Origin of the sequence: Azospirillum sp. SYSU D00513 (assembly GCF_017356015.1) — a bacterium.
Taxonomy (GTDB): domain Bacteria; phylum Pseudomonadota; class Alphaproteobacteria; order Azospirillales; family Azospirillaceae; genus Azospirillum.
This window is the reverse complement of the sequence record NZ_JAFIQV010000023.1, coordinates 1-25,688: the sequence shown is the minus strand read 5'-3', so window position 1 is coordinate 25,688 and position 25,688 is coordinate 1. Positions and strand designations below refer to the sequence as shown.

Below are 25,688 nucleotides of genomic sequence, written 5' to 3'. Positions count from 1 at the left end.
AGGGACCGGTCCGCATGGAGCAACCCGCATGATCCGCCTCCTCGCTTCCCTGGGCTTGATCCTCGCCATGGTCGTCACAATGGACCGCGTGCTGGCGTCCTCACTGGGCGCGGCGTTCCTGCAGTCGGGGGATCGCTTCCTGTCCATCTACAAGCCCGATCAGTCCGCCGGCGGCGAAGCTGGGGTCCAGGCCGCGGACGTGCTGATCCTCGGCAACTCCCGCGCCGACAACCACTTCCCGACCTCGGCCGTCCAGGAGATGACCTGCTGGAGCGCGGTCAACCTCGGGATGGGCGGCGCGCCGACGACGGTGTCCAACCTGCTGTTCCAGGACTATGTGGAGCGGCACGGCGCACCGCGCCTGCTGGTCCTGGAGCCCACCAGCGTGGTCGATGAGCCCATGGCGCTCGCCGACCTGCCGCTGCTGAGCTACTACTCCCCGCGGGTGGACGGCTTCATCCGCCAGGCCGATTTCTCCATGTGGGCCGGGAACCAGGCCTTCAATCTCCTGATCTTCAACAACAACCAGACGATCCGGATGGGCTTCGACATGCTGCGTGGGAAGAAGGACGACCGCACGCTGCACGGCACCATCTCCGACGTGCAGCGGCGGGACATCGACCGCCTGCCCATGGAGAAGATGGAGGGCTTCCAGCCGAACTGGGACGCGCTGAACAGCATCATCCGCACCGCGCACGAGCACGGCACGAAGGTCGCCGTCGTCATCACCCCCTACTATCCCGGCTACATCCAGAAGGTCAGCAACTTCGAGGAGTTCTTCGACGACCTCAAGCGCCGTCTGCCGCCGGAGGTCGCCGTGATCGACGCCCGCCGGGTGGTCAAGGGAGACCAGAACTTCATGGACCCGCTGCATGTGAACGCCGAGGGCGTGCAGGACATGTTCCACAAGATCGAGAACGAGCTGCGCCCGCTCGGCAACTGCCCGATGGACGCCATTGCCCAGCTCGGCAACGGCGGAACGGGAAGCGTGACCCAGACCGTTTCCGCTCAGCCCTGACCAATTCCGGGTTCCGGCCCTGACAAACAACCCCTTCTTCCTCGCGGAAGAAGGGGTTTTTCCTTGTCCGGATTCCCGCTGTACGGGGCGGTGAATCAGTAGAGACCGCCGGAGCCCAGTGCCGCCGCAGGCGGCGCGCCGCCCGCCGGGGGAGCTGTTCCGCCCGTGGCGGCGCCGAAGGACGGTGCCGTTCCGAAGGCCGGAGGGGCACCGAAGGCCGGGGGCGTTCCGAACTCCTGCGGCTGCTCGTACCCGACACCGTAGGTTTCCCCGGGCACCGCCGTGCCGCTCCACGCCCCGGTTCCGCCCATCTGGCCCGAACCGTCGAGCACGGCCGGCGGCCGGTCGGGGTTCGGCTCGGTGCCGGGCAGGAAGGCCTCCCAGATCGCCTTCTCGCCGGGCTGGGCCAGCTGGCCGTTCGCCGGGTTGACCCGGACGAGACGCAGGCCACGCGGCACGCGGAAGGGCGTGGCCGGCTTGTCCTTGAGCGCGACCTCCATCACGTCCTGGAACACCGGCAGGGCGGCCGAGGTGCCGGTCTCCTTGGCGCCGAGGGTCCGCGGCTGGTCGAAGCCGATGTAGGTGCCCACCACGAGGTCCGGCGAGAAGCCGACGAACCAGGCGTCCATCGAGTCGTTGGTCGTCCCCGTCTTGCCGGCCAGCGGCTTGCCCAGCGCCGCCAGCTTGGCCGCGGTGCCCCGCTGGACCACCCCCTCCAGCATGGAGACGATCTGATAGACGGTGCGCGGGTCGGCGATCTGCTCGCGCGTGTCGGGCACGGCCGGGACGGCGGCGGACGGCGACCACTCCACGTCGCGGCAGCCGTCGCAGGGGCGGTTGTCGTGGCGGAAGATGGTCTTTCCGGTGCGGTCCTGGACGCGGTCGACGAAGGTCGGCGTGATCTTCTTGCCGCCGTTGGCCAGCATGGCGTAGGCGGCGGTCATGCGCATCACCGTCGTCTCGCCGGCGCCAAGCGACATGGGCAGGTAGGGCTGAAGGTTGTCGACGATGCCGAAGCGCTCGGCGTAGGCCTTCACCTTGTCCATGCCGATGGACTGGGCAAGGCGCACCGTCATGACGTTCCGAGACTTCTCGATGCCCACGCGAAGGGGCGTCGGCCCATAGAACTGGCCGCTGTAGTTCGCGGGCCGCCAGACCGGCTGGCCGGGGCCGGGGTCGAACTCGAACGGCGCGTCCTGGACCAGCGACGACGGGGTGAAGCCCTGGTCGAGTGCGGTCAGATAGACGAAGGGCTTGAAGGAGGAGCCCGGCTGCCGCATCGCCTGGGTGGCGCGGTTGAAGGAACTCATGGCCGGGGAGAAGCCGCCCACCATCGCGAGCACGCGGCCCGTGTGCGGGTCCATCGCCATCAGGCCGCCCTGCACCGCCGGAACCTGGCGCAGCCCGAAGCTGGCCGGCGGGTAGGCCTTGCCCTGCCCGTCCTTCTCGACCGCCTCGACCAGCACCACGTCGCCGAGCTTGGCGGCGTCGGACGGACGGCGGATGGCCGGCCCGAGCGACCCGTTCTCGCGCTGAGCCTGGGCCCAGCGCAGTTCGGCCAGCGGAATGCGGCCGCGCGTGCCGTCGGCGAAGCCGATCTCCAGCGCGTCGGCCGCGTCGTCCTTCAGCACGACGGCGAGCCGCCAGCCTTCGGAACCCGGCGGGACCGGAATGGCGGCGAGCGCCTTGGCCCATCCGTCGAACCCCTCCATCCGGGTGACCGGCCCACGGTAGCCGTGGCGGCGGTCATACTCGATGAGCCCGTTGCGCAACGCCTTGTTCGCCGCCGCCTGGAGCGCCGGGTCCATCGAGGCGCGCACGGACAGGCCGCCCTCGTACAGGGCCTCCTCGCCGTACAGCTTCACCAGTTCGCGCCGGATTTCCTCGGCGAAATATTCGGAGGTGACGTATTGCGTCTCGTCGCGCTGGCGCACCGTCAGCGGCTTGGCTTGCGCCTCGCGGGCCTCCTCCGGCGTGATGTGGCCGTCCTCGGCCATGCGGCCGATGACCCAGTTGCGGCGGGCCACCGCCGCATCGCGCTGCCGTTCCGGATGGTAGTTGCTGGGCGCCTTCGGCAGGGCCGCCAGATAGGCGGCCTCCTCTATGGTCAGCTCGTCCAGACCCTTGTTGAAATAATTCAGCGCCGCCGCCGCCACGCCGTAGGACCGGAAGCCCAGGAAGATCTCGTTCAGGTACAGCTCGAGGATGCGGTCCTTGGTGAAGGCGCGCTCGATGCGGACGGCGAGGATGGCTTCCTTGATCTTGCGGGCGAAGGACACCTCGTTGGTCAGCAGCATGTTCTTGGCGACCTGCTGCGTGATGGTCGAAGCACCCACAGGCCGCCGGTCACGGCCGAGATTCTCCACGTTGGTCACGACGGCGCGGATCAGGCCGATGGGGTCGATGCCGCGGTGCTCGTAGAAGTTCTTGTCCTCGGCGGCGAGGAAGGCGTTGGTCACCCGCTTCGGAATGGCCGTGATCGGCACGAAGACGCGCTTTTCGGACGCGAACTCCGCCAGCAGGCGGCCGTCGCCGGCATGCACGCGCGTGGTCACGGGCGGTTCGTAAGTGGCGAGCTTTGTGTAGTCCGGCAGATCGTGGTTGTAATGGTCAAGCAGATAGACGCCGAAGCCGGCCCCGACCAGGGCCAGCGTGACCAATGCCATCACGGCGGACAGAAGAAAACGCATGACGAATCCCACATGAAGCGAGGCGGCCCCCGACCGTAACGCGGGAGCGCAGCGGTCGGGCGGGGGCCATCCTACACGCAAGGACCGGGGCACGCCGACCCCCAAGCAGGCATGTCAGCAAATTGTGACGGCGCAAAGGCGCGGGGAGCGCAGGCCGCCGGCTCCGGCCAGGGCGGGGGCATCACGCAGCTTGGCGTCATGCGCAAACTGGCGCGCCTCTCCCGGTCAGGAACGGCGGGCGCCGTCCAGCCATTTGAAATAGGAATCGACGCCCTTGATCAGGGCGGCACCCATCCGCCGCCGGTAGTCCGGCGAGGTCAGGAGGTCGGTGTCCTTGCTGCTCGACAGGTAACCCATCTCGACCAGCACCGACGGAACGTCCGGCGCCGTCAGCACGGCGAAGCCGGCCTGGCGGTGCGGGTTGGTCGGCAGCAGCGTCACCGCCTTCTTCAGGCTCTGCAGGGCCATGCTGGCGAAGCGCTTGGACTGGTTCATAGTGTCGCGCTGGGCGAGATCGATCAGGATGCTGACCACCTGGTCGTTCTCCGCCACGAGGTTGAGCCCGGCGATGGCGTCGGCGCGGTTTTCCTTGGCGGCGAGCATCTCGGCCTCGCGGTCCGATGCCTTGTCGGAAAGGGTGTAGATCGAAAGGCCGCGCACGTTGGTCGATCCGATGCTGTCGGCGTGCAGCGACACGAACAGGTCCGCATCGGCCTCGCGGGCGACGGTGACGCGGTCGCGCAGCCGGACGAAGACGTCCTTGTCCCGGGTCAGCAACGCCCTGTAGCGCCCCGTCGCCTCGAGCTGGCGCTTCAGCTCGCGCGCCATCGCCAGCGTGATTTCCTTCTCGAAGACGCCCCCGACGCCGACGGCGCCCGGATCGGCGCCGCCATGACCCGGATCAATGACGATCAGCGGCTTGCCTGCGGAGCGTTGCGTCCGCAACGGGCTGACCGGCGGCACCGGCACCGTCATGGCGGCGACCGGCGTCACGTCCACCCGGGAAGCGGTCTCCGTCTCCAACGGGGCGGGAACCGCCCGCGGCGCGGACGGCACCGCAGGCTTGGGCGCCGGCAGATTGGCGGAGGGCAGAGTGGCCGGGCTGGCGGGGCTGGCCGGAGCCGGCCGAACATCCGACCGGCTTCCCCGTTCGACGTCGAGGACGAAACGCGGCCCGTATCCCTCCTTCGGCGGCAGAAGGAAGGCCTCGCGCACCCGCACCGGACCGTCGGTCTCCAGGACGAGCCGCCGCCCTCCCAACTCGGAAGCGTTGAAGGCGTAGCGCTTGATCAGCCCCTTGCCGCCATAGACCGGCGCCGAGCCGGGCCAAGCCATGTCCGGCAGGTCCACGACGACGCGGTAGGGATCGCTCAGCACCGCCACCGTGAAGGGCACCGATTCGCTCAATTCCAGGACGAATCGGGTCTTGTCGGGATGGATGCCCAGCCGCGCGCCCAGCACGCTTGGCTTCGGCGCGGCGAGCGGAAGTGCGGCCGTGGCCTGCGCCCGGGCGGCGGACGGGCCGAATCCGGGGGCGAATCCGAACATGCCGAAGCCCGCCCCGAACAGGACGCCGAGCAGTGCGACGGTCATCGCGAGCCTTCGGGGCATGGTTTCACCTACGACGCAACACCGGAAAACAGCCTCCACCTATAGCTTCGCGGATTCAAGGCGATCAACGGACAAGGTTGAGCCGGCCCCGAGTTCGCCCCCGGCGGTGCCTTCCGTGCAACAGTCCGTCGGCGGCTCCGCTGAGGTTCCGCCGCCTTTCCGAAAAAGACCTCCGGGCACCCCGTTTTATTTCACCCGTTGTGGAAGGCTTGTCTCTTGTCTATGGTAGCGATGCGACATACCGCACCCCGACAGCGCCCTGTCCGGGCCTTCCCTGTCACCCACGGAAGCCCTTCACAGCTCGCTGCGGCGCCGCACACGGAATGGGCACGGCCGGGCATCACAAACGCGGCCGCGTTCCGGGAGAAGGCGCCTTGGGCGTGCCGGTGGGGTGGACGAAACCTCGAAGCTGGTTGCGGCCGCAAGGCCGGAACCCGGATGCCGCCGCCCGCCTTGTACTGGCTGCTCACGTCAGCGCCGTTCGACGAGGTCTGGACCGGTTCCGTGTGCTTCGCTCAGACAATGACGCGTCCGGCGGCCTGTCGTCGCACGGCCGGCCCGGAGGCGTCAGGGGAATTTGAATGACCAAGCGTATGCTGGTGGACGCCACGCACCCGGAAGAAACCCGGGTTGCCGTGGTCAATGGGAACAGGCTCGAGGAACTCGATTTCGAGATCGCGAGCCGGAAGCAGCTCAAGGGCAACATCTATCTCGCGAAGGTGACCCGGGTCGAACCGTCCCTGCAGGCGGCCTTCGTCGAATATGGCGGGAACCGGCACGGCTTCCTCGCCTTCTCCGAAATCCATCCCGACTATTACCGGATTCCGGTCGCCGACCGCGAGGCCCTGCTGGCCGAGGAGCGCCGCCTGGAAGAGCAGGCCGAAGCCCGCGCCGAGGCCGCCGCCGACGGCGCCGTGATGGCCGAGCCGATGCGCTCCGAAGAGATCGTCGAGCAGTTCTCGCCCATGCCCGGCCCCTTCGGCGAGGATGAGGAGCCGAACGGCGACGCCGCCCACGAGGAGCCGAACGGCGAAGACGAGCGGCACGGCCATGACAATCACGAGCACGCCCATGGCGAGGGCTTCGACGAGGCCGACGAGGCCGAGGAGCTTCAGCCCCGCCGCCAGCGTCCGCTGCGCAGCTACAAGATCCAGGAAGTGATCAAGCGCCGGCAGGTCATGCTGGTGCAGGTGAACAAGGAGGAGCGCGGCAACAAGGGCGCCGCTCTCACCACCTACCTGTCGCTGCCGGGCCGCTATTGCGTCCTGATGCCCAACACCGGGCGCGGCGGCGGGATCTCCCGCAAGATCACCAATCCCGCCGACCGCAAGCGCCTGAAGGAGATGCTGTCGGACCTCAACATCCCCGAGGGCATGGCGGTCATCCTGCGCACCGCGGGTCTGGAACGTTCCCAGCCGGAGATCAAGCGCGATCTCGAATATCTCCTGCGGCTGTGGGACGACATCCGCGAGCAGACGCTGCAATCCTCGGCGCCCTGCCTCATCTATGAAGAGGCGAACCTCATCAAGCGCTCGATCCGCGATCTCTATTCGAACGACATCGACGAGATCTGGGTCGAGGGCCAGGCCGGCTACCGCACCGCCCAGGAATTCATGCGGATGCTGATGCCGAGCCACGTCAAGCGCGTGCAGCTCTATCCGGACGAGACGATCCCGCTGTTCCACCGCTACCAGGTCGAGACGCAGATCGACGCCATCCACAGCCCTGTGGTCCATCTGCGGTCGGGCGGCTACATCGTCATCAACCCGACCGAGGCGCTGGTTTCCATCGACGTCAATTCGGGCAAGTCGACGCGCGAACGGAACATCGAGGAAACCGCCTACAAGACCAACCTGGAAGCCGCCGAGGAGGTGGCCCGCCAACTCCGCCTGCGCGATCTCGCCGGCCTGATCGTCATCGACTTCATCGATATGGAGGAGTCGAAGAACAACGCGGCGGTCGAACGCCGCATGAAGGAGGCGATGAAGAATGACCGGGCGCGTATCCAGCTCGGCCGCATCTCCCCCTTCGGCCTGATGGAGCTGTCGCGCCAGCGGCTGCGCCCCTCGCTGCTGGAGACCAACTTCGAGCGCTGCGTGCATTGCGCCGGCACCGGCGTCGTGCGCTCGGTCGAGTCGGCGGCGCTGCACGTGCTGCGCGGCATCGAGGAGGAAGGCATCCGCAAGCGCGCCGCCGAGGTCACGGTCTATGTGGCGACCTCCATCGCGCTCTACATCCTCAACCAGAAGCGCGCCGAGCTGGCCAAGATCGAGGAGCGCCACGGCTTCCGCGTGATGGTTCAGGCCGACGACACGCTGATCGCGCCCGATCACCGCATCGAGCGCGTGCGCGCCCGCGGCCCGGGCGACGATGCCCCGCTCGTCAGCACGGAACGCGTGATGGCCGAGACCGAGCGCGCCCTGGCTGCCCAGGTCGAGGAAATCCACGAGGTCGAGGAAACGGAAGCCGAGACCGAAGCGGAGGCGACCGAGGCCGAGCGTGCCGAGCGTCCGGCGGAGAACGGTTCGGAAGGCGACCGCCGTCGCCGCCGCCGTCGCCGCCGCCGTGGTCGCCATGAGCGCGAGGATTTCGAGAACCGCGGCCAGGAAGCCGGCGACGGCGAGAGCGACGGCGAAGCCGAGGACGGCGACGCGGAAGACGCGGAGTCCGAAGGCACGGTCTCCCAGCCCGGCGATTTCGAAAACGCCGAACTCGACGCGCACGGCGACCAGACCGACGAGTCGGATGAGGACGATGAGGGCGACGAGGAAGGTGGCGACTTCGCCTCCGACAACGGCGACCAGAACGGCCGGAAGAAGCGCCGCCGGGGCAAGCGTGGCGGACGCCGCCGCAGCCGCCAGCGCGAGGGCGAGATCGGCTACGAGGGCGACGAGCAGTCCCAGGACGAGGCCGCGGCCGACGCGCCGGCGGCTCCCGCTCCGGCCTTGGAGCCCATCGACTTCGACTGGATCCTGACCGGCGAAGCACCGGTCGATCCGGCGGAGAACGACACCGAGGCTCCGGCGGCACCGGAGACGGCTGCGGAAGCACCGGCTGCTGAGGCGCCGGCTGCTGAGGCGCCGGCTGCCGAGGCTCCCGCCCCCGCACCGGCTGCGGAAGAGGCTCCCGCCGCGAAGAAGCGCACGCCGCGCCGCCGCAAGGCCACCGAGGAGGCCACCGCCGCCGAGGCTCCGGCAGCCGAGGCTCCCGCCGCACCGGTCCCGGCCGCCGAGGAGGCTCCCGCCGCGAAGAAGCGTCCGGCCGCCCGCAAGCGGAAGGCCGCCGAACCGGCTGCCGCCGAGGCCGCGCCCGCCGCGACGGTCAGCGAGCCGCCCGCCGCGGCCGAGCCGAAGAAGCGTGCGGCTCCCCGCCGCCGCAAGGCCGCCGAACCGGCTGCTGAACCGGCCGCCGAGCAGGCCGCGCCCGCTGCGACCGCGCCTGAGGCCGCTCCGCCGGCGCCGCCGGCCACGGAAGCCGCCCCGGCACCGGAAGCGGCTCCCGCGCCGCAGCCGGAAACCGGCACGGCCAACCCGGCGGAGGCCAACGACGCCCCGCCCGCGAAGCCGCGCCGGGGCTGGTGGGCCCGCTGACGCCGGAGTTTCCCGGATCAGCACTGGAAAAGGCGCCTCCGGGCGCCTTTTCTGTTTCAGCCCAATCCCCTTCCCGGCACAGGGACGCACGAGACCGCGATGAGCAAGGCCTTCACCAAGGAAAGCGACAACGACGCCGACGACGATCTCCCGGAAGGCGCACAGCCCTTGCCGAAGGGGGCGAAGAACTACATCACCCCGCAGGGTTTCCAGCGCCTCCAGGACGAATTGCGGAACCTGCTCCGCGTCGAGCGGCCGAAGGTCGTCGAGGTGGTTTCCTGGGCCGCCGGGAACGGCGACCGGTCGGAGAACGGCGATTACATCTACGGCAAGAAGCGCCTGCGCGAGATCGATCGGCGCATACGCTTCCTCACGAAGCGGCTGGAGATCGCCCAGGTCGTCGATCCCGCCGAGCAGAAGACCCGTGACCGCGTCTTCTTCGGCGCGACCGTGACCTATGCGCGTGAGGACGGCGCCGAGAACACCATCACGATCGTCGGGGTGGATGAGGTGGACATCGACCGCAACCAGGTGAGCTGGGTGTCGCCGATCGCCCGTGCCCTTCTGAAGGCGCAGGAGGGCGATCTCGTCGATCTGCGCACCCCCGCCGGCCCGGAGCAGATCGAGGTCATCGCGATCCGCTACCCGGAGACCGGCGCCTGATGCCCGTCCTCACGCCTTCGGCGTGATCTTGAAGGGGCGCGCGCGGACCTTCGTCTGGTGGTCGGGGTGGCCGGGCTCCCCGTCCGGGCGCATGCCCCGGTAATAGCCCTTCTGCCAGCGCTGGGTCATGGCGTCGCTGCCCGGCGTCTGAAGGTCCTTGTTGAACTTCGTCCGCGCCTCCGCCCAGCCGCGATACTGCGCGGCCAGTTCCGGATCGCTGTCCAGGTCGCGCACCTCCGGCTCCAGGGAGTCCAGCAGGCCGCGCTGGATCGGCATCAGCATGGCGAAGGGCTCGCCCTTCTCCCAGGTCACTTCCTTGCCCGGCGCGGTGAACTTCCAGTTCATCGTGAAGGGATAGGGCGACCAGTCGGTTTCCATGATGCCGGCCAGCGGCTGGATGCCGTCCTTCACATGGTTGAGCGGCCCGGTCACCATCAGGTTCACCCCCGGCGGGGTGCGGAACAGGGCGCCGACATGGAAGGTCAGGACTCCGCTCCCGAAATGGCTGGCGGGCAGCAGCGGGTGGGCCTCGTCCGCCACGACCCGGATGGCGTCCAGGGCCGCGCCGCCGTTCCACACCGCCCGAACGCGGCATGGGGCGCCGATCTCCCAGCCATGCATGCTCGCGATGTTCAGCGGCAGGCAGCGGTAGCCGTACTGTTCCGGCAGGGCGTCGATCCAGTCGCGGCTGCTGCTGGCGGGGCGGATGTCCGGAACCACGCCGGACAGCGGATAGGCGATGATCTTCATGCCCCCGAGCATGCCACAACTCAGCGCGCGGGAAAGCCGCCTTTTGAAGGTTCCCGGCAGCGGAAGGAGCAGGCGAAACTGTTGGGCGGCGGCCTGAAGGGTGCTATGGGAGGGCGCCGTTCCACACCTCCAGGGAAACCCTGTCCATGCGCCCGGTCAAGATCGCCCCCTCCATCCTTTCCGCCGATTTCGCCCGGCTCGGCGAAGAGGTGCGCGCCATCGACGAGGCCGGGGCGGACTACATCCACATCGACGTGATGGACGGCCATTTCGTGCCGAACATCACCATCGGCCCGGCCGTCGTGAAGGCCCTGCGTCCGCACAGCGCGAAGGTCTTCGACGCGCACCTGATGATCTCCCCCGCCGATCCCTACATCGCCGCCTTCGCCGACGCCGGGGCGGACATCATCACCGTGCATCCGGAGGCCGGCGCCCACCTGCACCGCACGGTCCAGCTCATCAAGTCGCTCGGCAAGAAGGCCGGCGTGTCGCTGAACCCGGCGACGCCGGTCGATGCCGTCCAGTATCTGCTCGAGGATCTGGATCTCGTGCTGGTGATGACCGTGAACCCGGGCTTCGGTGGCCAGAGCTTCATCCACAGCCAGCTTCCGAAGATCCGCGAGCTGCGCGGGCGAATCGACGCGCTCGGCAAGGCCATCGACCTCCAGGTCGACGGCGGCATCAACCGGGAAACCGCCCGCCTCGCCATCGATGCCGGCGCCGACGTGCTGGTCGCCGGCACAGCCACCTTCACCGGCGGCCCCGCGCGCTACGCCGAGAACATGGCCGCCCTGCGGGCCTGACCCGGCACCCTTCCCTTCATCCCTCCATTCGGGGAGGGGTGAAGGGGAAGGAAAATTCGGCCTCCCCATAATGGGCTCCCACGCACGTCTGAACCAAACGGCGGCGCACGCGTTTAGGTGATGGGAAGGGTCCTGAAACATATGGGAGAGTGACCATGGGCATCCTTTGGACGATCATCATCGGCTTTATCGCGGGCGTCATCGCCAAGTTCCTGATGCCTGGCCGTGATCCGGGCGGCTTCATCATCACCACGCTGCTCGGCATCGCCGGTGCCTTCGTCGCCACCTATCTCGGCGAGGCGGTCGGCTGGTACCGCGCCGGCGAGGGGGCGGGCTTCATCGGTGCCGTCGTCGGCGCCGTCATCATCCTCGCCATCTACCGCATGGTCGCCGGCCGCCGGACGGCCTGACCGGTCCGAAGGACGCAGGTACGAAAAAGGGGCTGCCATATGGCAGCCCCTTTTTTGCGTCCTGGCGGGGTGGTCGGCGGCCCTCAGGCCGCCTTGGCCTTGAGCTCGCCGAAGCCGATCAGGCGCCGGCTGTCCTCGTCGAACAGGGCGAGGCGGATGGACCTCAGGCTTTCCTTCAGCGTGATCGAGCGGACGGCCTGGAACTCCGCGATGGCGCGGTGGCAGTCCGGAAGGCGGTAGTTGGGGATGCGCGACGCCAGGTGATGCACATGATGGTAGCCGACATAGGCAGTCATCCAGTGCAGCCAGCCCGGCAGGTCGTAGAAGGAGCTGCCGTGGATCGCCGCGTCGTGGAAGTCCCATTCCTTGCCGGAACGCCAATAGACCGTGTCGAACTGGTGCTGGATGTAGAACATCCAGACGCCGATCGTCGCCGCCAGCAGGACCACCGGCAGCCAGACGCCCAGAACCGGGGCGGCGCCGAACAGGTAGATGAAGAGACCGACCGCCGCCGCCGTGGCGGCGTTGCTGCCGATCACGCTGAGCCAGGCGCGGACGTCCGACCAGGGGCCGAGCGGGAAACGGAAGCGGATCAGGAACAGGTAGGTCGGGCCGACGCCGAACAGGACGAGCGGGTTGCGGTAGACGCGGTAGCAGAAGCGCTTCCAGGGCGACAGAGCCAGGTACTCGCGCACCGTCAGCGTATCGATGTCGCCGAAGCCCCGCTTGTCCAGGTTGCCCGACGTCGCGTGGTGCACGGCGTGGTCGCGCCGCCACATCTCGTAAGGCGTCACCGTCAGCACGCCGAGGCAGCGCCCCACCCAGTCGTTCGCCCGGCTGGTCCGGAAGAAGGCGCCGTGGCCGCAGTCATGCTGGAGGATCCACAGCCGCGCCAGGAACAGCGCCGCCGGAACCGCGAGAAGCAGCGTGAGCCAGTAACCGACCTGGAGGCTGAGACCCATGAGCGTGAGCAATCCGGCGAGCGGCAGGATGGTGCTGGCGAGCTGGCCGATGCTGCGGCGCGCCTCCGGCTCCTTGTAGGCCGCCAGACGCTCCGCCCAGAAACGCGCCGTGCGCTTGCGGCTTCCGGCATCCGCGCCGGAATCGATGCTGGGCGTCACGGCGGGGCTGGGCTCCGGCGTGGCGGTAACGGCAATGGTCATTCAGCGATTATCCCGGTGGTCTTGGCGAAAGCGCACGAAAGGCAAAGACGCACGAACGTCCGCCCTGCGCGCGCAAGGCGGGTCGCAATGTACCCCAGCCCAAAGGATCATGTGGTGGGAATTTTCAGGAATTCCATCGCGCGGCAGTAGATAAAGGGGAAAGGCCCCGATACCGGCCTGCCCGCCGCCACGCCTTTCCCTCAGGCCCGGCCGTAGCGCCGCGCCGCCTCGACCGTCAGGCCGAGCCCGACCGAACCGAAGATGTTGCCTTCCACCACCCGGGCGCCCGGCAGCTCGGCGAGGATCGCCGACCGCACCTGCGGAAGCTGGGTCGAGCCACCGGTCAGGAACAGCGCGTCGATGCGGTCGGCCGGGGTGCCGGCCTCCGCGAGGCAGGCGCGCACCCTGGCGCCGATGCGGCCGGCGAGCGCGCCCGTCGCGTCGTTCAGCTCCGCCACCTCGACCGGCCGGGCGAGCCGGTCGTCGCCCCAGTCCAGCGTCAGGGCCGCCTGCGGCGCGTCGGACAGGGCGATCTTGGTGCGCTCCACCTCCATCGCCAGCGCGTGGCCGAGACGGTGCTCGACGACGCCGACCAGCCGCTCGATCAGCTCGGGCGCGGCCGAATCCTGTTTCAGGCGCCGCAGCTCGGCCAGCGACTTGGCGGTGTAGAGGAAGTTGATCTTCGACCAGGTGGCGAGGTCCAGGAAGGGGCTGTTCGGCGCGTTCAGCCCGTTCCGCTTCATCGGGCTGCCGTAGCCCAGCAGCGGCATGGCGGTCGCGAGGCTGAGGTCGCGGTCGAAGTCGGTGCCGCCGATGCGGATGCCGTCGTTCGCCAGGATGTCGGCGGCGCGGTCGGCGCGCCCGCGCCGCTCCGGCCCGATGCGCACGATGGAGAAGTCCGACGTGCCGCCGCCGATGTCGGCGATCAGCGCCAGCTCCTCGGCATCGACCTGCTGCTCGTAGTCGAGCGCCGCGGCGATGGGCTCGAACTGGAAGGAGATGTTCCGGAAACCGAGCGTCCGGGCGATGGCGCCCAGCGCCTCCTCCGCCGCCGCGTCGGCGGCCGCGTCGCCGTCCACGAAATGCACGGGACGGCCGAGCACCACCTCGTCCAGCTCGGCGCCGGCCTGGGCCTCCGCCCGTTCCTTCGCCGCGCGCAGGAAGGTGGCGATCACCTCGCGGAACGTGATCCGGCCGCTGCGCAGCGCCGTGTCCGCGTCGATCAGCCCGGTGCCCAGCGCCGACTTGATGGAACGCATCAGGCGCCCCTCCACCCCGGAGACATAGCCGTCGATGGCCGCCTGTCCGACCGTCACGGCCCCGCTCTCGAAGTCGAAGAAGACGGCGCTGGGCAGGGTCGGCCGGGCGCCATCCAGGGGCAGCAGCCGCAGGTCGCCGACACCGGCAACCCCCAACGTCGTGTTCGACGTGCCGAAGTCGAGACCGCAGGACGCCATGACCTTCCCTCCCCAAAAACGAAGGGGCGAGGCTATAGCGAGGACCGCCCCGCCGATCAAGGCGCTTGCGGGCGTGTCAAAGAAAAGGCGGAGGGAGAAAGCGGTTGAAGCCTCCCGCACCCGTCTTCATTGATTAACCCGAAAGCCCGATCCGCCTTGCCTTGCGTGGGATGACATGCCGCAGTTGCCGAAGCCCCTGATCGTTTCCGCCATCGCCATCGTGGCGCTCCTGCTCGGCTGGCTCGCCTTCGCCGCCTGGTCCGACTTCGCGGAGCGGAAGGACGAGACGCTGGCCACCTACAGCGAGATGATGGCGATGGCCGAGCGGGGCGAGATCGCCTCCGTCACCTTCGGCGCCGACCTCGCCCATGCGGAGGCGAAGGACGGCACCCGCTACCGCGCGGTGATGCCGGTCACCGACGACGTCCTGAAGGAGCTGCGCGAGCGCAAGGTGGCCCTGTCCTTCGACGACGGCCCCGGCGGGCTGGTGCCGCAGACCATGACGGTGTTCGAGAAGCTGGCCCCGGTCATCATCGTGGCGCTGATGATCGGTGCCCTGGTGATGTGCAGCGGACAGTTCCTGGGCACCAGCCGGGCCACCCGCATCCGCCCGCAGGACAGCCACACCGTCTTCGCCGACGTGGCCGGGGTGGACGAGGCCAAGGAGGAACTGCGCGAGACGGTGGAGTTCCTGCGCGACCCGCGCCGCTTCGCCATGGCCGGCGCGCGGGTGCCCAAGGGCCTGCTGCTGGTCGGCCCGCCGGGCACCGGCAAGACCATGCTGGCCAAGGCCGCCGCCGGCGAGGCGGGCGTGCCCTTCTTCGCCGCCTCGGGCTCGGACTTCGTGGAAATGTTCGTCGGGCTGGGTGCGGCGCGCGTGCGCAACCTGTTCCGCACGGCGCGGGCCGCCGCCCCCTGCATCCTCTTCATCGACGAGATCGACGCGCTCGCCGGCAAGCGCGGCGAGGCCAACTCCCACAGCGAGCGCGAGCAGACGCTGAACCAGCTGCTGGTCGAGCTGGATGGCGTGGTGGAGGCCGGCGACGTGATCCTCATCGGCGCGACCAACCGCGCGGAGATGCTGGATCCGGCCGTGCTGCGCCCCGGCCGCTTCGACCGGCACATCCATGTCGGCCTGCCCGACGTGGCCGGGCGCGAGGCCATCCTGGGCGTGCATGTGCGCGGCCTGGCGCTGAGCACGGATGTCTGCGTGCGGACGGTCGCGCGCGGCACGCCGGGCTTTTCCGGCGCCGAGCTGTCCAACCTCACCAACGAGGCGGCCCTGTCCGCCGCCCGCAACGGCCGCACCACCGTCACCATGGGCGACTTCGAGGCCGCCAAGGACCGCGTGCTGCTGGGCAGCGAACGCCGCAGCCTCGCCCTGACCGACCATGAGCGCCGCCTGACGGCCTTCCACGAGGCCGGCCACGCGCTGGTCTCCATCCGCTGCCCGGAGGCCGACCCGATCCACAAGGCCACCATCATCCCGCGCGGCCGCGCGCTGGGCATGGTCGTGCGCCTGCCGGAAGGCGACCGGGTGTCGGTGTCGCGCGCCAAGCTGCGGGCGGACATCGCCGTCGCCATGGCCGGCCGCGCCGCCGAGGAGCTGATCTTCGGCGCCGACGCCGTCACCAACGGGGCGGAGGCGGACTTCCGCTTCGCCACCGACCTCGCGCGCCGCATGGTCACCGCCTGGGGCATGAGCGACGCCATCGGTTTCGTATCCCATGGCGGCAAGGACGCCGACGGCCCCCGCTCCGAGCGGACGGCCTGGCGCATCGACGAGGAGGTCCGCCGGATCACCGACGAGGGGATGGAGCACGCCCGCGCCGTCCTGCGCACCGACCGGGCGGCGCTGGACGCCATCGCCGAGACCCTGCTGGAGCGGGAGACGCTGAGCGGCGCCGAACTCGTCGCGCTGGCGGAGGTCCGCACGGCCACGACCGTGGCGGCCTGATCGGGGCTTCCTCGTAAGGGCCGCTGCGGGTCCATGGCTTGCGCCTACCCGACCGGGGGAACTACACTCTCCTGAAGGGCGTAGTACGGGAGTTTGGGATGAGCGGATGGACGTTGCGGCGGCGTGCGGTTCTGTTCGGCCTGGCTCTCGCCTCCGCCCCGCTGGCGGCGGCGCCGTCGCAGGCACGGCTGCTCGTGAAGGTCGGCGCCTACGAATTCCCGCCCTATCTGGATGAGCGCGGGGAGGGCGTGACCCCGGCCTTCGTCGAGCTTCTGAACCGGGAGCAGGCGGAGTTCCGCTTCGAGATCGTGCCCACCTCCCCCCAGCGCCGCTTCGACGACCTCCAGCGCGCCCGCTTCGACGTCATCGCCTTCGAGAGCCTCGACTGGGGCTGGCGGAAGCTTCCGGTCTCGGCCTCGCGCGTGTTCCTGGGCGACGGGGAGGTGTTCGTCGCCCGCAAGGGACCGGGCGTCGGTCAGCCCTATTTCGACCGGCTGGAGGGCAAGAGCATCCTCGGGCGGCTCGGCTTCCATTACGCCTTCGCGGGCTTCAACGCCGACCCGGACCTGCTGGAGCGCCGCTTCAACGCGCGGCTGACCGTCACGCATGAGGGCAACCTGCGCAGCGTCGCCGCCGGCCGCGCCGACCTCGCCATCGTGACGAGGTCCTATCTCGTGCAGTTCCTGCGCCGCGACCCGTCGCTGGCGGAGCGGCTGCTGGTGTCGGACCGCATGGATCAGGTCTACGCCCACACGATGCTGGTCCGCAGCGGCGCGCCGGTCGGGGTGGACTGGATCAATGGGATGCTCGACCGGCTTGAGGCCGAGGGCAAGCTCGCCGCCTTATGGAAGAAGCAGGGGATCGTGGAATGACGGTGCGGGATTCAGGCTCCGAAAAACGCGACACCTCGCTGCTGTTCCGCGTCAACACGATCCTCTTGGTCACGACGGTGGCGGTCGGGCTGCTCGCCATCGCCCTGTCCGCCCATGTGACCCAGACCCAGCAGCGCGACGCCCTGCTGCGCCGCGCCGAGCTGGTGGCGACGCTCCAGGCCGACACGCTGAGCGGCGCCCTGTGGGAGCTGAACCAGCGCAGCGCGCAGGAGGTCATCACGGCGCTCCGCGACCGCGACCGCGCGATCCGCTCCGTCACGGTGGCGGAGATCGGCCGGACGGAACCCTTCGTCCAGATCCACGCCAACAGCCACGACGATTCCGCGACCGCCACGGTGGAGCGGCTGATCGGCCTGTCCGACCCCAAGGGCGGGACGAAGATCGTCGGTGTGCTGCGGCTGGTCTATTCCCTGGGCGAGGCGGAGCAGGCCGCGGCCGACGCGCTGATGCCGGTGATCGGGCTGCTGCTCGCCTCGCTGGCGACGGCCATCCTGGTGATCAGCGTGCTGACCAACCGGCTGGTGCTGCGGCCCTTGAGCCGGCTGACCCAGACCTCCCGCGCGCTGGGGGCCGGCAACTACGCGGCGCGCCTCGCGGACCCGTCGGTCGAGGGCCGCAACGACGAGATCGGCGTGCTGGCCCGCGCCTTCAACGTCATGGCGGAGACGGTGCAGGACCACACCCAGCGGCTCGAAGCCCGCGTGCGGGAGCGGACCGAGGCGCTGTCCGTCTCCAACGAGAAGCTGGCGGAGCAGAACCGCCAGATCATGGACAGCATCAACTACGCCCAGCTCATCCAGGCCTCCATCCTGCCGAAGGCGGAAGACCTGACGGCGGGCCTGAGCGACCATTTCATCCTGTGGCGCCCGCGCGACGTGGTCAGCGGCGACTTCTATTTCTGCCGCGCGGTGGAGGACGGCTTCGTCGTCGGCGTCGCCGACTGCACCGGCCACGGCGTACCGGGCGCCTTCATGACCATGACGGCCAGCGCGGTTCTGAACCACGTCATCGACGGGATGGGCGCGTCGGACCCGGCCGCCGTGCTGACCGCGCTGGACCGCAAGGTGCGCGCCGCGCTGCACCAGGATGGGGCGCCGGTGGATTTCGACAACGGGCTGGACATGGCGCTCTGCCATGTCGATCCGCGCCGGGGCCGCATGACCTTCGCCGGCGCCCGGCTGTCGCTGTTCCTGGCGGACGAGTCCGGCACGGTGGAGATCCGGGGCGAGCGGCAGAGCCTGGGCTACCGCCGGGGCGATGCCGGCCCGAGCCTCAGCAACCGGACGGTCGCGCTGCGCCCCGGCCAGACCTTCTATCTCTGCACCGACGGACTGATCGAACAGGGCGGCGGGGAGCGCGGGGTCTGCTTCGGCAAGCGCCGGCTGCTGGATGGCATCGGCCGGGTCCGCCACCTCGACCTCCCCGGCCAGAAGGCGCTGCTGGAGCAGGGGCTCGCCGCCCATCAGGGCGGCCAGCCGCAGCGCGACGACATCACCATGCTGGGCTTCCGCGTCCGCATGGAAGGAACGGCAGCGTCCCGCGCCGAATCCGCCCTGGCCGACGCCTGAACTGAAAGGGCAAAGCTGGAGCGCGGCGCCTAGAGCGTGGAGGCGCGCGGCGTCAGGCCGCAATGCGCGACGATGAAGTCGGCGATCGAGTCGGGATCGTCCAGGTCGAGGAGCGGCACGGACAGGTCCGGCACCGGCCCGTCGCTGGCGACCGCCACGATGCTGGGGTCGTCGCGGGCGATCAGAGACTTGCCGACCTCCGCGCGCCAGATCTCGATCTTCGGGTGGGGCTCCCGCTTGTAGCCCTCGATCAGCAGCAGGTCCACGGGCGAGATCTTCGGCAGCAGTTCCTGCAGCGTGAATTCCGGCTCGTCGCCGCGGATCTCGTGCATCAGCGCCCAGCGGCGCGGCGAGCTGACCAGCACTTCGGTCGCGCCGGCCAGCCGGTGGTTGTGGCTGTCCTTGCCGGGATGGTCCACGTCGAAGCCCTTGTGGGCGTGCTTCATGGTGGACACGGTGATGCCGCGCCGGGTCAGGGCGGGGATGAGCTGGACCATCAGCGTCGTCTTGCCGCTGCCGCTCCAGCCGGTCAGGCCGAAAAGCTTCATCCGGACGGCCTCAACCCAGCGTGCGGGCGCGGCCGTCGCCCGGTTCCGGGCGCTTGGAGGCGGGGTCCTCCATCATGTGCTTCAGCCCGGCGCGCATGTAGTCCCAGCCCGAGATGAAGGTGAGGATCGCCGCACCCCACAGCCCGGCGGTGCCGATGGCCGTGACCGGGAGGCCGGCCGGCCCGTGGTCGCCGACGATCAGGATGCTGATCGCGACCATCTGGAGCATGGTCTTCCACTTGCCGAGCCGGGTGACCGGCACGCTGACGTTCAGCCCGGCGAGATACTCGCGCAGGCCGGACACCAGCACCTCGCGCAGCAGGATCACCACGGCGGCCAGGACCGAGATGCCGGTCAGCCGCGTGACGGCCACCAGCATGATCAGGGTCGCCGCCACCAGCAGCTTGTCCGCGATCGGGTCGAGGAACTTGCCGATCACGCTCTCCTGCTCCCAGGCGCGGGCCAGGTAGCCGTCGATGTAGTCGGTGATGCAGGCCGCCGCGAACAGGGCGCAGGCCGCGTAGGCCGCCCAGGCCTCCGGCACGTAGAAGAGCCCGACCACCACCGGGATCACCGCGATGCGCGACAGGGTCAGCAGGTTGGGCAGGCTGGTCAGCATCGGTCCGAACTCGAAAGGCTGCGGAGGCCCACATACCGGGCGGAACCCATTCTAACCATCCGTATGGAAGTGCTCGTAGATTTTTTTCGCCACTGCCCGATTGATCCCTTCCACGGACTCCAGGTCGGCCAGCCCGGCGCGGGCCACGGCGGCCGCGCTGCCGAAATGGTGCAGCAGCGCCTTCTTGCGCGTCGGGCCGATTCCGGGGATCTCGTCGATCTGCGATTTGCCCAGCGCCTTGGTCCGTTTCGCCCGGTGGGTGCCGATGGCGAAGCGGTGCGCCTCGTCGCGCAGCCGCTGGAGGAAATAGAGGACGGGATCGCGCGGCTCCATCTGGAAGGGCGGGCGGCCGGGCATGAAGAAATGCTCGCGCCCGGCGTTGCGGTCCGGCCCCTTGGCGATGGCGACCAGCGTGACGTCGTCGATGCCCAGCTCGTTGAAGACCTCGATGGCGACGTTGAGCTGCCCCTGCCCGCCGTCGATCAGCACGAGGTCCGGCCATGTGCCCTGCGCCCGTTCCGGGTCTTCCTTCAGCGCGCGCCCGAATCGGCGCAGCAGCACCTCGCGCATCATGGCGTAATCGTCGCCGGCCGCCTCGGGCGCGCGGATGTTGAACTTGCGGTAGGCGTTCTTCATGAAGCCCTCCGGCCCCGCCACGATCATGGCGCCGATGGCGTGCGCGCCCTGGACGTGGGAGTTGTCGTAGACCTCCACCCGTTCCGGCGGGGCGTCCATCCCGAACAGCCCGGCCACCCCCTCCAGCAGACGCGCCTGGGAGGAGCTTTCGGCCAGCCGCCGCCCGTGCGCCTCGCGCGCGTTGGTCAGCGCGTGCTCGACGATCCGCCGCTTGTCGCCGCGCTTGGGCGCGGCCAGCTCCACCTTGTGGCCGGCGCGCAGGTCCAGCGCCTCGCTCAGCAGCTCCTGTTCGGCCAGCTCGTGGCTGACCAGCACGAGGCCGGGTGCGGCCTTGTTCTCGTAGAACTGGGCGAGGAAGGCGGCCAGCACCTCCTCCGTCTCGGCGGACTTGTCGTGGCTGGGGAAATAGGCGCGGTTGCCGTAGTTGCGCCCGCCCCGGAAGAAGAAGACCTGGATGCAGGTCACCCCGCCCTCGGCGTAGGCGGCGATGACGTCGGCGTCCTCGATCACGCCTTCGACGTTGATGTCCTGGTGCGCCTGGATCGCGGTCAGCGCCCGGATCCGGTCCCGGTAGCGGGCGGCCGCCTCGTAATCCAGGTTCTCCGCCGCTTCCGTCATCTTCGCCGCGAACTCCGTCTGGATGTCGCGGCTCTTGCCGGAGAGGAAGGCGCGGGCCTGCCCGACCTGTGCCTTGTACTCGTCCGGCGTGACACGCCCGGCACAGGGCGCCGTGCAGCGCTTGATCTGGTGCTGGAGGCAGGGGCGCGTGCGGCTGTTGAACACCGTGTCGGCGCAGTTGCGCAGCAGGAAGGCGCGCTGGAGCGCCGTGATGGTCCGGTTCACCGCACCCGCCGAGGCGAAGGGGCCGAAATAGTCGGCCTCGCGCGAGCGGGCGCCACGATGCTTGGTGAGCTGGGGGTAGTCGTGGTCCTTGGTGATCATGATGTGCGGGAAGGTCTTGTCGTCCCGCAGCAGCACGTTGTAGCGCGGCATCAGCCGCTTGATCAGGTTCGATTCGAGGAGCAGCGCCTCGACCTCCGTGTGGGTCGTGACGAACTCCATCGTCTCGGTCTCCGACACCATGCGCTGGAGCCGGACCGGCAGCTTGTTCACCTGGGTGTAGTTGGTGACCCGCCGCTTCAGGTTCTTGGCTTTGCCGACATAGAGCACCGCCCCGTCCCCGGCCAGCATGCGGTAGACGCCGGGCGTCTGCGGCAGGGTTTTCAGATGCTCGCGGATCACGTCGGCCCCGCGGGCGAGGTCGGCCGGACGCCGCCGGAGCCGCGGCGTGGCACCCTCCACCGGGGCGGAGCCGTCCTCGGGCGCGCTATCGGCGGCGGACTCGGCAATCGACCCGGCACTGGCCTCGGGCATGGTTTCCGGCGCGGCGCCGGCCACCGATTCGGGCTCCGGCTGCGGGACCGTCCCGGCGCTTTGGCCGTCGGTGCCGCTGTCGTTTTCGAGGGCGTTGGAGGGGCTGTCTGGCATGGTCTGCAATGTCGTCGAGAGGGACGGAGGGGTCAACCGCCCCCTCCACCATTGTGTTAAGCCTAAGGAGTCGGAAGCGCACAGGACTATCCACGATTCCTGTGGATAACTCTGTCGATAAGGTGAGGGCTTCCACGTGTGGAACAAGGGGACTCAAGGCGTTCCCGGCGCATGCCCATTTTTTGGGCATTTCGCATAAGCCCTTGTTTTCGCTTGATTCCGCTTCTGTCAAGGGGCCGAAACAGGCCTCTGCCGCAAAATTTGCTTCACCAAAGCAAAGGGTCTTGCATCCGCCCATACGCCTGTGTAAAAGGGCCACCCTTTCGCCCTACCTCCTTTGCCACGAAAACTTAACAATCCGCCCGAAACTGCCGGGATGCGGGGCGGAGAGTGCTATTCCTCCGGCACGAATCCGCGTGTCGGCTGGGCCCAGCCCAGATGCTCCCCGCCGTCCAGCGCCAGCATCTGGCCGGTGACCGCCGGGGCGTCGATCAGGTAGCGCAGCGCCGCCGCGATCTCCTCCGGCTGGGCGCCCCGGCCGAGCGGGGTTGCCTCGCGCTGGGCGGCGAACTGCTCCTCCGACTGGCGGTCGCTCCGCAGGGTCGGGCCGGGTCCGATTCCGTTGACGCGGATGCGCGGAGCGAGCGCCATCGCAAGAGTGCGCGTCAGCGTCCACAGCCCGGCCTTCGACAGGGTGTAGCTGAGGAAGTGCGGCGTCAGGTTCCAGACCCGCTGGTCGATGATGTTGACGATCAGCCCGCGCTGCTCGTCCGGGAGCTGCGCGGCGAAAGCCTGCGACAGCACGAAGGGTGCGCGCAGGTTCGTTTCCATATGGAGGTCCCACGACTCGCGCGTGGCCGTCGCCGCCTCGTCCAGCTCGAAGACGGAGGCGTTGTTGACCAGCAGCGTCAGCGGCCCCAGCGGTGCCGTGGCCGGAACCAGCGCCTGCACCTCCGCCTCGACCGACAGGTCGGCGCGCACGGGCAGCGCACGGCCGCCCGCCGACTCGATCTCCGCGGCGAGCGCCCGCGCCTCCCCGGCGGAGCGGTTGTAATGGACGGCGACGTCCCAGCCCGCGGCGGCGAGATCCAGCGCGATGGCCCGCCCGATCCGCTTGGCCGCCCCGGTGACCAGGGCGGCTTTCCTCTTGATTTCGACCATGCCGCCATAGGTACCCTGCCGCCCGCGCCGGTCAAGGGAAACCGGGGCGGAAGAATGGCCGGAACGATGGGATCGGAGCACAGGGCAAAGGACACCGCCCCGCAACGCCGACATGACAGGCACTCTCTTGGTCCTCCTACCTTGCACGTCATCCCCGCGAAAGCGGGGATCCAGGAGTGCCCGAAGGCGCCGCTTCGCCGGGCTCTGGATCCCCGCTTTCGCGGGGATGACGGCTAAGCTCTTGTTTCTACCGACGTTCTTGCGCTGGGAAGCCAAAGTGCCGCGCATTCCCGTCCGCCCCAGGAACGCCAAAACCGATCGGAACACGCCGATGCTGCGCGAAGCCTTCGAATATCTGACCACCCCCTGCGGGCGCACGGCGCGGCGGTTCGGGTATCTGGGGGAGGCGGTGGCGCTGGGGGCGCGGCACCGGCGGCAGCGGCGGGCCTGGGCGCCGCATGTGGCGGCCTGCCGGAATTTCATGGAAGAGGCGATGGAGCGGGCGGCGGGCGGCAATAGAGGCGGCGAAAGGGGCGGCCGCGCGCTGGTCGCCGGGTCCGGCCTGCTGATCGAGCTGCCGCTGGAGGCCATGGCCGCCCGATTCGCGGAGGTGGTGCTGGCGGACGTCGTCCACGCCCGCTCCGCCCGGCGGCGGGCCGCGCGCTTCCCCAACGTCCGGCTGGTGGAACTGGACGTGACCGGCACGCTGGAGCCGCTGGCCCGGTTCCTGACCGGCCAGGCGGCCACGCGGACCAGCGCCCCCGCCGCCCTGCCCCGGCCGGAGCCCCCGCCCCCGCCGGGCGGGCGCTTCGCCTTCGCCGTGTCCTGCAACCTGCTCTCCCAGCTTCCCCTGATGCCGCTGGAGGCGGTGGAGGCCCGCGCGCCGGCGGTGACGGAGGCCGAGCGCGCGGCCTTCGCCCAATCGCTCGCCCGCACGCATCTGGAGTGGCTGGCGGAGGCCGCCGACCGCGCCGCGCTGTTCACGGACACCGAAAGCGTCTGGCTGGAGAAGGGCCGGCCGGTGGAGCGGGACGATTCGCTCTGGGGCCTTGCCATGCCCCCGCCCGACCGCGCCTGGCGCTGGGACATCGCCCCCGCGCCGGAGGCCGACCGCCGCCGCGACCTGATCCACGAGGTCGGAGGCTGGTTCGACGTGGCGGGGCTGATCCCGCCCGGATAGGCGCCGCCCGCGCAATGTCTGCCGCCCCGCCCTGTTGAAGGAGGCAACGCACAGTCCAAGAGAACCGACAGGAGCCCACCATGGCAGCCGACCGCGACCTCGCCAGCACGCCCGACACCAGCTCCCCCGATCAGCGCCCCGTGCCGCTGGACATCACGGACACCCGCGACAACCCCGGCCCCGACGAACAGAAGATGGGCTTCCAGAACATCGAAGGCCCCGGCGCCGGGACCGACACCGACCTGGGCATTCCCAGCAGCGAAGCCGTGAAGGGCGCCGGCGAGATGCCGAGCCCGCGCAGCGAACGCGACGGCGGCCAGGACCCGGAAACCATGGGCGGCGTGGACGACCCCAACATCCGCGGCGGCCACCGCACGCCCGACCGGGGCTGAAGCCGGCTCGTTTGTGAACGGGGGGAGGCGCCGCCTCCCCCCGGCCCCCTTCGCCAGGGGCCGGACGGCCCCTGGACCCCGGCCGGTATCCGGGCGGTTTGAAACGTTTGAAACACCGTGAAACGTGAAACGTCGTGATGTTTCATCCGCCGGGGCCGGCGCGGAGCCGTGCGCGGGCACTCTATTCCCCCTCATACAGCCCGTCCCAATCCGGCTGGTTCTCGATGACCTCCGGCGAATAGGGATGGTAGCCGTAGGGTCTTTCCTCTTCCGGCTGGGTGGCGAAGTTCTGCATCACTGTGTCGGAGGGAGGTATCTCCTCCCGAAAGCCGTCGGGGCCGGTGTCGTTCGGCATCGCCGGGACGATCACCCCCAGCCGGTCCGCGAGCCAGCGGATCGTCTTCATCTCGCCCCGCGCCACCGCCTTTTCCAACTGCACCGACACCATGTGTTCCAGCGAGCGGACGCGCGCCTGCGCCTCCCGGCTGATGTTGCGGCGCTCCCAATGGACTCGGTGCCGGAAGTCCGGCGCCAGATGATAGGCCCGCCAGAGCGTCGTGCGGCTGACCCCCACCGTCTTCGCCACCTGGATGAAGGGGCAGCCCCCCGCGATCATGTAGGTCGCACGCTCCCACTGCTCCTCCGTGAAGCGCGACCCCGGCACGAGCTGCCCGCTTTCGGGCGTCGGCGGCTCGCTGAGGGGATGCAGACCGCCGTAGTCGGGCATTTTTTCCCAGCTCTTCGTGGTCTGGTTCGGGTTGGCGTGCGCGTCGCGTTTCTCGTTTCGGCGGATTTCCGCCTTTGACAGGGGCGGCGGACCGTTCTCGATCTCAGGCTGCATGGCTGGGGGCTCCGTCCTAGGCTAAGGATTTTAAGCCTATCATCTGATCGGCTGTTAATGTCAAGCCTGGAGACGCAGATTTTATTCAAAACGGGCGAGCCTTCTTCGAACACGCCGTACCGATCGCGTATTTGTTGTCAAAGCCGTGGTTTCCCTACCGGCTTGTATCACGGGCACAGACGTTCAGGCTCGGTGTTGAAAGAGCTTGAACGGACACGGGAGAGGGGCGCCGCGTCCGCCTTGAGGTTTG

At 69.3% G+C, this 25,688-nt stretch carries 20 protein-coding genes; 10 read left to right on the top strand and 10 right to left on the bottom strand.

What is annotated here, in order from left to right:
• Positions 1-28: 28 nt before the first annotated feature.
• Entirely contained in the window at positions 29-1,018 is a 990-nt protein-coding gene (locus JUB11_RS17535; protein WP_207459870.1) for a hypothetical protein, read from the top strand.
• Between the two features lie 95 nt (positions 1,019-1,113).
• Here the strand turns inward: JUB11_RS17535 and JUB11_RS17530 are convergent, their stop codons facing one another.
• Both JUB11_RS17530 and JUB11_RS17525 read right to left on the bottom strand, forming a co-directional pair.
• Positions 1,114-3,708, bottom strand: coding sequence for a penicillin-binding protein 1A (locus tag JUB11_RS17530; protein WP_207459869.1), 2,595 nt, complete (start codon positions 3,706-3,708; stop codon positions 1,114-1,116).
• 225 nt (positions 3,709-3,933) lie between these two features.
• Positions 3,934-5,301, bottom strand: a complete 1,368-nt coding sequence (locus JUB11_RS17525; RefSeq protein ID WP_247887139.1) for an N-acetylmuramoyl-L-alanine amidase — start codon at positions 5,299-5,301, stop codon at positions 3,934-3,936.
• Between the two features lie 599 nt (positions 5,302-5,900).
• Here JUB11_RS17525 and JUB11_RS17520 point away from each other — a divergent pair.
• Positions 5,901-8,909 (top strand): ribonuclease E/G, encoded by a 3,009-nt coding sequence (locus JUB11_RS17520; protein WP_207459867.1) that lies wholly within the window; start codon positions 5,901-5,903, stop codon positions 8,907-8,909.
• Between the two features lie 99 nt (positions 8,910-9,008).
• Positions 9,009-9,572: a transcription elongation factor GreB gene (gene greB / locus JUB11_RS17515; protein ID WP_207459866.1), complete on the top strand. Its 564-nt coding sequence runs from the start codon at positions 9,009-9,011 to the stop codon at positions 9,570-9,572.
• A gap of 9 nt (positions 9,573-9,581) precedes the next feature.
• Here greB and JUB11_RS17510 read toward each other — a convergent pair whose 3' ends face one another.
• The gene (locus tag JUB11_RS17510) at positions 9,582-10,334 is read right to left on the bottom strand and encodes a DUF6065 family protein (protein ID WP_247887138.1); all 753 of its coding nucleotides are present in this window, start codon (positions 10,332-10,334) and stop codon (positions 9,582-9,584) included.
• A gap of 134 nt (positions 10,335-10,468) precedes the next feature.
• Here JUB11_RS17510 and rpe point away from each other — a divergent pair, with 134 nt between their 5' ends.
• A complete protein-coding gene (gene rpe, locus JUB11_RS17505) occupies positions 10,469-11,125 on the top strand; it encodes a ribulose-phosphate 3-epimerase (protein WP_207459865.1) in 657 nt (218 codons plus the stop codon).
• Positions 11,126-11,280: 155 nt separating this feature from the next.
• Entirely contained in the window at positions 11,281-11,535 is a 255-nt protein-coding gene (locus JUB11_RS17500) for a GlsB/YeaQ/YmgE family stress response membrane protein (RefSeq protein ID WP_207459864.1), read from the top strand.
• Positions 11,536-11,618: 83 nt separating this feature from the next.
• Here the strand turns inward: JUB11_RS17500 and JUB11_RS17495 are convergent, their stop codons facing one another.
• Entirely contained in the window at positions 11,619-12,698 is a 1,080-nt protein-coding gene (locus tag JUB11_RS17495; RefSeq protein WP_207459863.1) for a fatty acid desaturase, read from the bottom strand.
• A 200-nt stretch (positions 12,699-12,898) separates the two neighbouring features.
• Positions 12,899-14,155, bottom strand: coding sequence for an Hsp70 family protein (locus JUB11_RS17490; protein WP_207459862.1), 1,257 nt, complete (start codon positions 14,153-14,155; stop codon positions 12,899-12,901).
• 175 nt (positions 14,156-14,330) lie between these two features.
• On the opposite strand from JUB11_RS17490, the gene ftsH reads away from it, so the two are divergent.
• The 3 genes from ftsH (at position 14,331) to JUB11_RS17475 (ending at position 18,573) form a co-directional block, all read left to right on the top strand.
• The gene (gene ftsH, locus JUB11_RS17485; RefSeq protein ID WP_207459861.1) at positions 14,331-16,112 is read left to right on the top strand and encodes an ATP-dependent zinc metalloprotease FtsH; all 1,782 of its coding nucleotides are present in this window, start codon (positions 14,331-14,333) and stop codon (positions 16,110-16,112) included.
• Positions 16,113-16,210: 98 nt separating this feature from the next.
• Positions 16,211-16,984: a transporter substrate-binding domain-containing protein gene (locus tag JUB11_RS17480; RefSeq protein ID WP_207459860.1), complete on the top strand. Its 774-nt coding sequence runs from the start codon at positions 16,211-16,213 to the stop codon at positions 16,982-16,984.
• A complete protein-coding gene (locus tag JUB11_RS17475) occupies positions 16,981-18,573 on the top strand; it encodes a SpoIIE family protein phosphatase (protein WP_207459859.1) in 1,593 nt (530 codons plus the stop codon). Before JUB11_RS17480 ends, JUB11_RS17475 begins: the two co-directional genes overlap by 4 nt.
• A gap of 29 nt (positions 18,574-18,602) precedes the next feature.
• Here JUB11_RS17475 and mobB read toward each other — a convergent pair whose 3' ends face one another.
• The 4 genes from mobB to JUB11_RS17455 form a co-directional block, all read right to left on the bottom strand.
• Positions 18,603-19,121, bottom strand: a complete 519-nt coding sequence (gene mobB, locus JUB11_RS17470; RefSeq protein ID WP_207459858.1) for a molybdopterin-guanine dinucleotide biosynthesis protein B — start codon at positions 19,119-19,121, stop codon at positions 18,603-18,605.
• Positions 19,122-19,131: 10 nt separating this feature from the next.
• Positions 19,132-19,740: a CDP-diacylglycerol--glycerol-3-phosphate 3-phosphatidyltransferase gene (gene pgsA / locus JUB11_RS17465; protein ID WP_207459857.1), complete on the bottom strand. Its 609-nt coding sequence runs from the start codon at positions 19,738-19,740 to the stop codon at positions 19,132-19,134.
• A gap of 51 nt (positions 19,741-19,791) precedes the next feature.
• The gene (gene uvrC, locus JUB11_RS17460) at positions 19,792-21,750 is read right to left on the bottom strand and encodes an excinuclease ABC subunit UvrC (RefSeq protein ID WP_207459941.1); all 1,959 of its coding nucleotides are present in this window, start codon (positions 21,748-21,750) and stop codon (positions 19,792-19,794) included.
• Between the two features lie 507 nt (positions 21,751-22,257).
• Positions 22,258-23,025, bottom strand: a complete 768-nt coding sequence (locus JUB11_RS17455; RefSeq protein WP_207459856.1) for an SDR family oxidoreductase — start codon at positions 23,023-23,025, stop codon at positions 22,258-22,260.
• Positions 23,026-23,356: 331 nt separating this feature from the next.
• On the opposite strand from JUB11_RS17455, the gene JUB11_RS17450 reads away from it, so the two are divergent.
• Positions 23,357-24,205: a hypothetical protein gene (locus tag JUB11_RS17450; protein ID WP_207459855.1), complete on the top strand. Its 849-nt coding sequence runs from the start codon at positions 23,357-23,359 to the stop codon at positions 24,203-24,205.
• Positions 24,206-24,285: 80 nt separating this feature from the next.
• The gene (locus JUB11_RS17445) at positions 24,286-24,597 is read left to right on the top strand and encodes a hypothetical protein (RefSeq protein ID WP_207459854.1); all 312 of its coding nucleotides are present in this window, start codon (positions 24,286-24,288) and stop codon (positions 24,595-24,597) included.
• A 181-nt stretch (positions 24,598-24,778) separates the two neighbouring features.
• On the opposite strand, the gene JUB11_RS17440 is transcribed toward JUB11_RS17445, so the two are convergent.
• Positions 24,779-25,438, bottom strand: a complete 660-nt coding sequence (locus JUB11_RS17440; protein WP_207459853.1) for a hypothetical protein — start codon at positions 25,436-25,438, stop codon at positions 24,779-24,781.
• Positions 25,439-25,688: the final 250 nt, after the last annotated feature.

Excerpts from the sequence above, each read along its gene's own strand:
- pgsA (WP_207459857.1), bottom strand. The coding sequence starts at position 19,740 with ATGCTGACCAGCCTGCCCAACCTGCTGACCCTGTCGCGCATCGCGGTG.
- JUB11_RS17495 (WP_207459863.1), bottom strand. The coding sequence starts at position 12,698 with ATGACCATTGCCGTTACCGCCACGCCGGAGCCCAGCCCCGCCGTGACG.
- JUB11_RS17440 (WP_207459853.1), bottom strand. The coding sequence starts at position 25,438 with ATGCAGCCTGAGATCGAGAACGGTCCGCCGCCCCTGTCAAAGGCGGAA.
- greB (WP_207459866.1), top strand. The coding sequence starts at position 9,009 with ATGAGCAAGGCCTTCACCAAGGAAAGCGACAACGACGCCGACGACGAT.
- JUB11_RS17450 (WP_207459855.1), top strand. The coding sequence starts at position 23,357 with ATGCTGCGCGAAGCCTTCGAATATCTGACCACCCCCTGCGGGCGCACG.
- JUB11_RS17510 (WP_247887138.1), bottom strand. The coding sequence starts at position 10,334 with ATGCTCGGGGGCATGAAGATCATCGCCTATCCGCTGTCCGGCGTGGTT.
- mobB (WP_207459858.1), bottom strand. The coding sequence starts at position 19,121 with ATGAAGCTTTTCGGCCTGACCGGCTGGAGCGGCAGCGGCAAGACGACG.
- JUB11_RS17520 (WP_207459867.1), top strand. The coding sequence starts at position 5,901 with ATGACCAAGCGTATGCTGGTGGACGCCACGCACCCGGAAGAAACCCGG.
- JUB11_RS17455 (WP_207459856.1), bottom strand. The coding sequence starts at position 23,025 with ATGGTCGAAATCAAGAGGAAAGCCGCCCTGGTCACCGGGGCGGCCAAG.
- ftsH (WP_207459861.1), top strand. The coding sequence starts at position 14,331 with ATGCCGCAGTTGCCGAAGCCCCTGATCGTTTCCGCCATCGCCATCGTG.
- JUB11_RS17535 (WP_207459870.1), top strand. The coding sequence starts at position 29 with ATGATCCGCCTCCTCGCTTCCCTGGGCTTGATCCTCGCCATGGTCGTC.
- JUB11_RS17490 (WP_207459862.1), bottom strand. The coding sequence starts at position 14,155 with ATGGCGTCCTGCGGTCTCGACTTCGGCACGTCGAACACGACGTTGGGG.
- JUB11_RS17480 (WP_207459860.1), top strand. The coding sequence starts at position 16,211 with ATGAGCGGATGGACGTTGCGGCGGCGTGCGGTTCTGTTCGGCCTGGCT.
- JUB11_RS17530 (WP_207459869.1), bottom strand. The coding sequence starts at position 3,708 with ATGCGTTTTCTTCTGTCCGCCGTGATGGCATTGGTCACGCTGGCCCTG.
- JUB11_RS17445 (WP_207459854.1), top strand. The coding sequence starts at position 24,286 with ATGGCAGCCGACCGCGACCTCGCCAGCACGCCCGACACCAGCTCCCCC.
- uvrC (WP_207459941.1), bottom strand. The coding sequence starts at position 21,750 with ATGCCCGAGGCCAGTGCCGGGTCGATTGCCGAGTCCGCCGCCGATAGC.
- JUB11_RS17475 (WP_207459859.1), top strand. The coding sequence starts at position 16,981 with ATGACGGTGCGGGATTCAGGCTCCGAAAAACGCGACACCTCGCTGCTG.
- rpe (WP_207459865.1), top strand. The coding sequence starts at position 10,469 with ATGCGCCCGGTCAAGATCGCCCCCTCCATCCTTTCCGCCGATTTCGCC.
- JUB11_RS17525 (WP_247887139.1), bottom strand. The coding sequence starts at position 5,301 with ATGACCGTCGCACTGCTCGGCGTCCTGTTCGGGGCGGGCTTCGGCATG.
- JUB11_RS17500 (WP_207459864.1), top strand. The coding sequence starts at position 11,281 with ATGGGCATCCTTTGGACGATCATCATCGGCTTTATCGCGGGCGTCATC.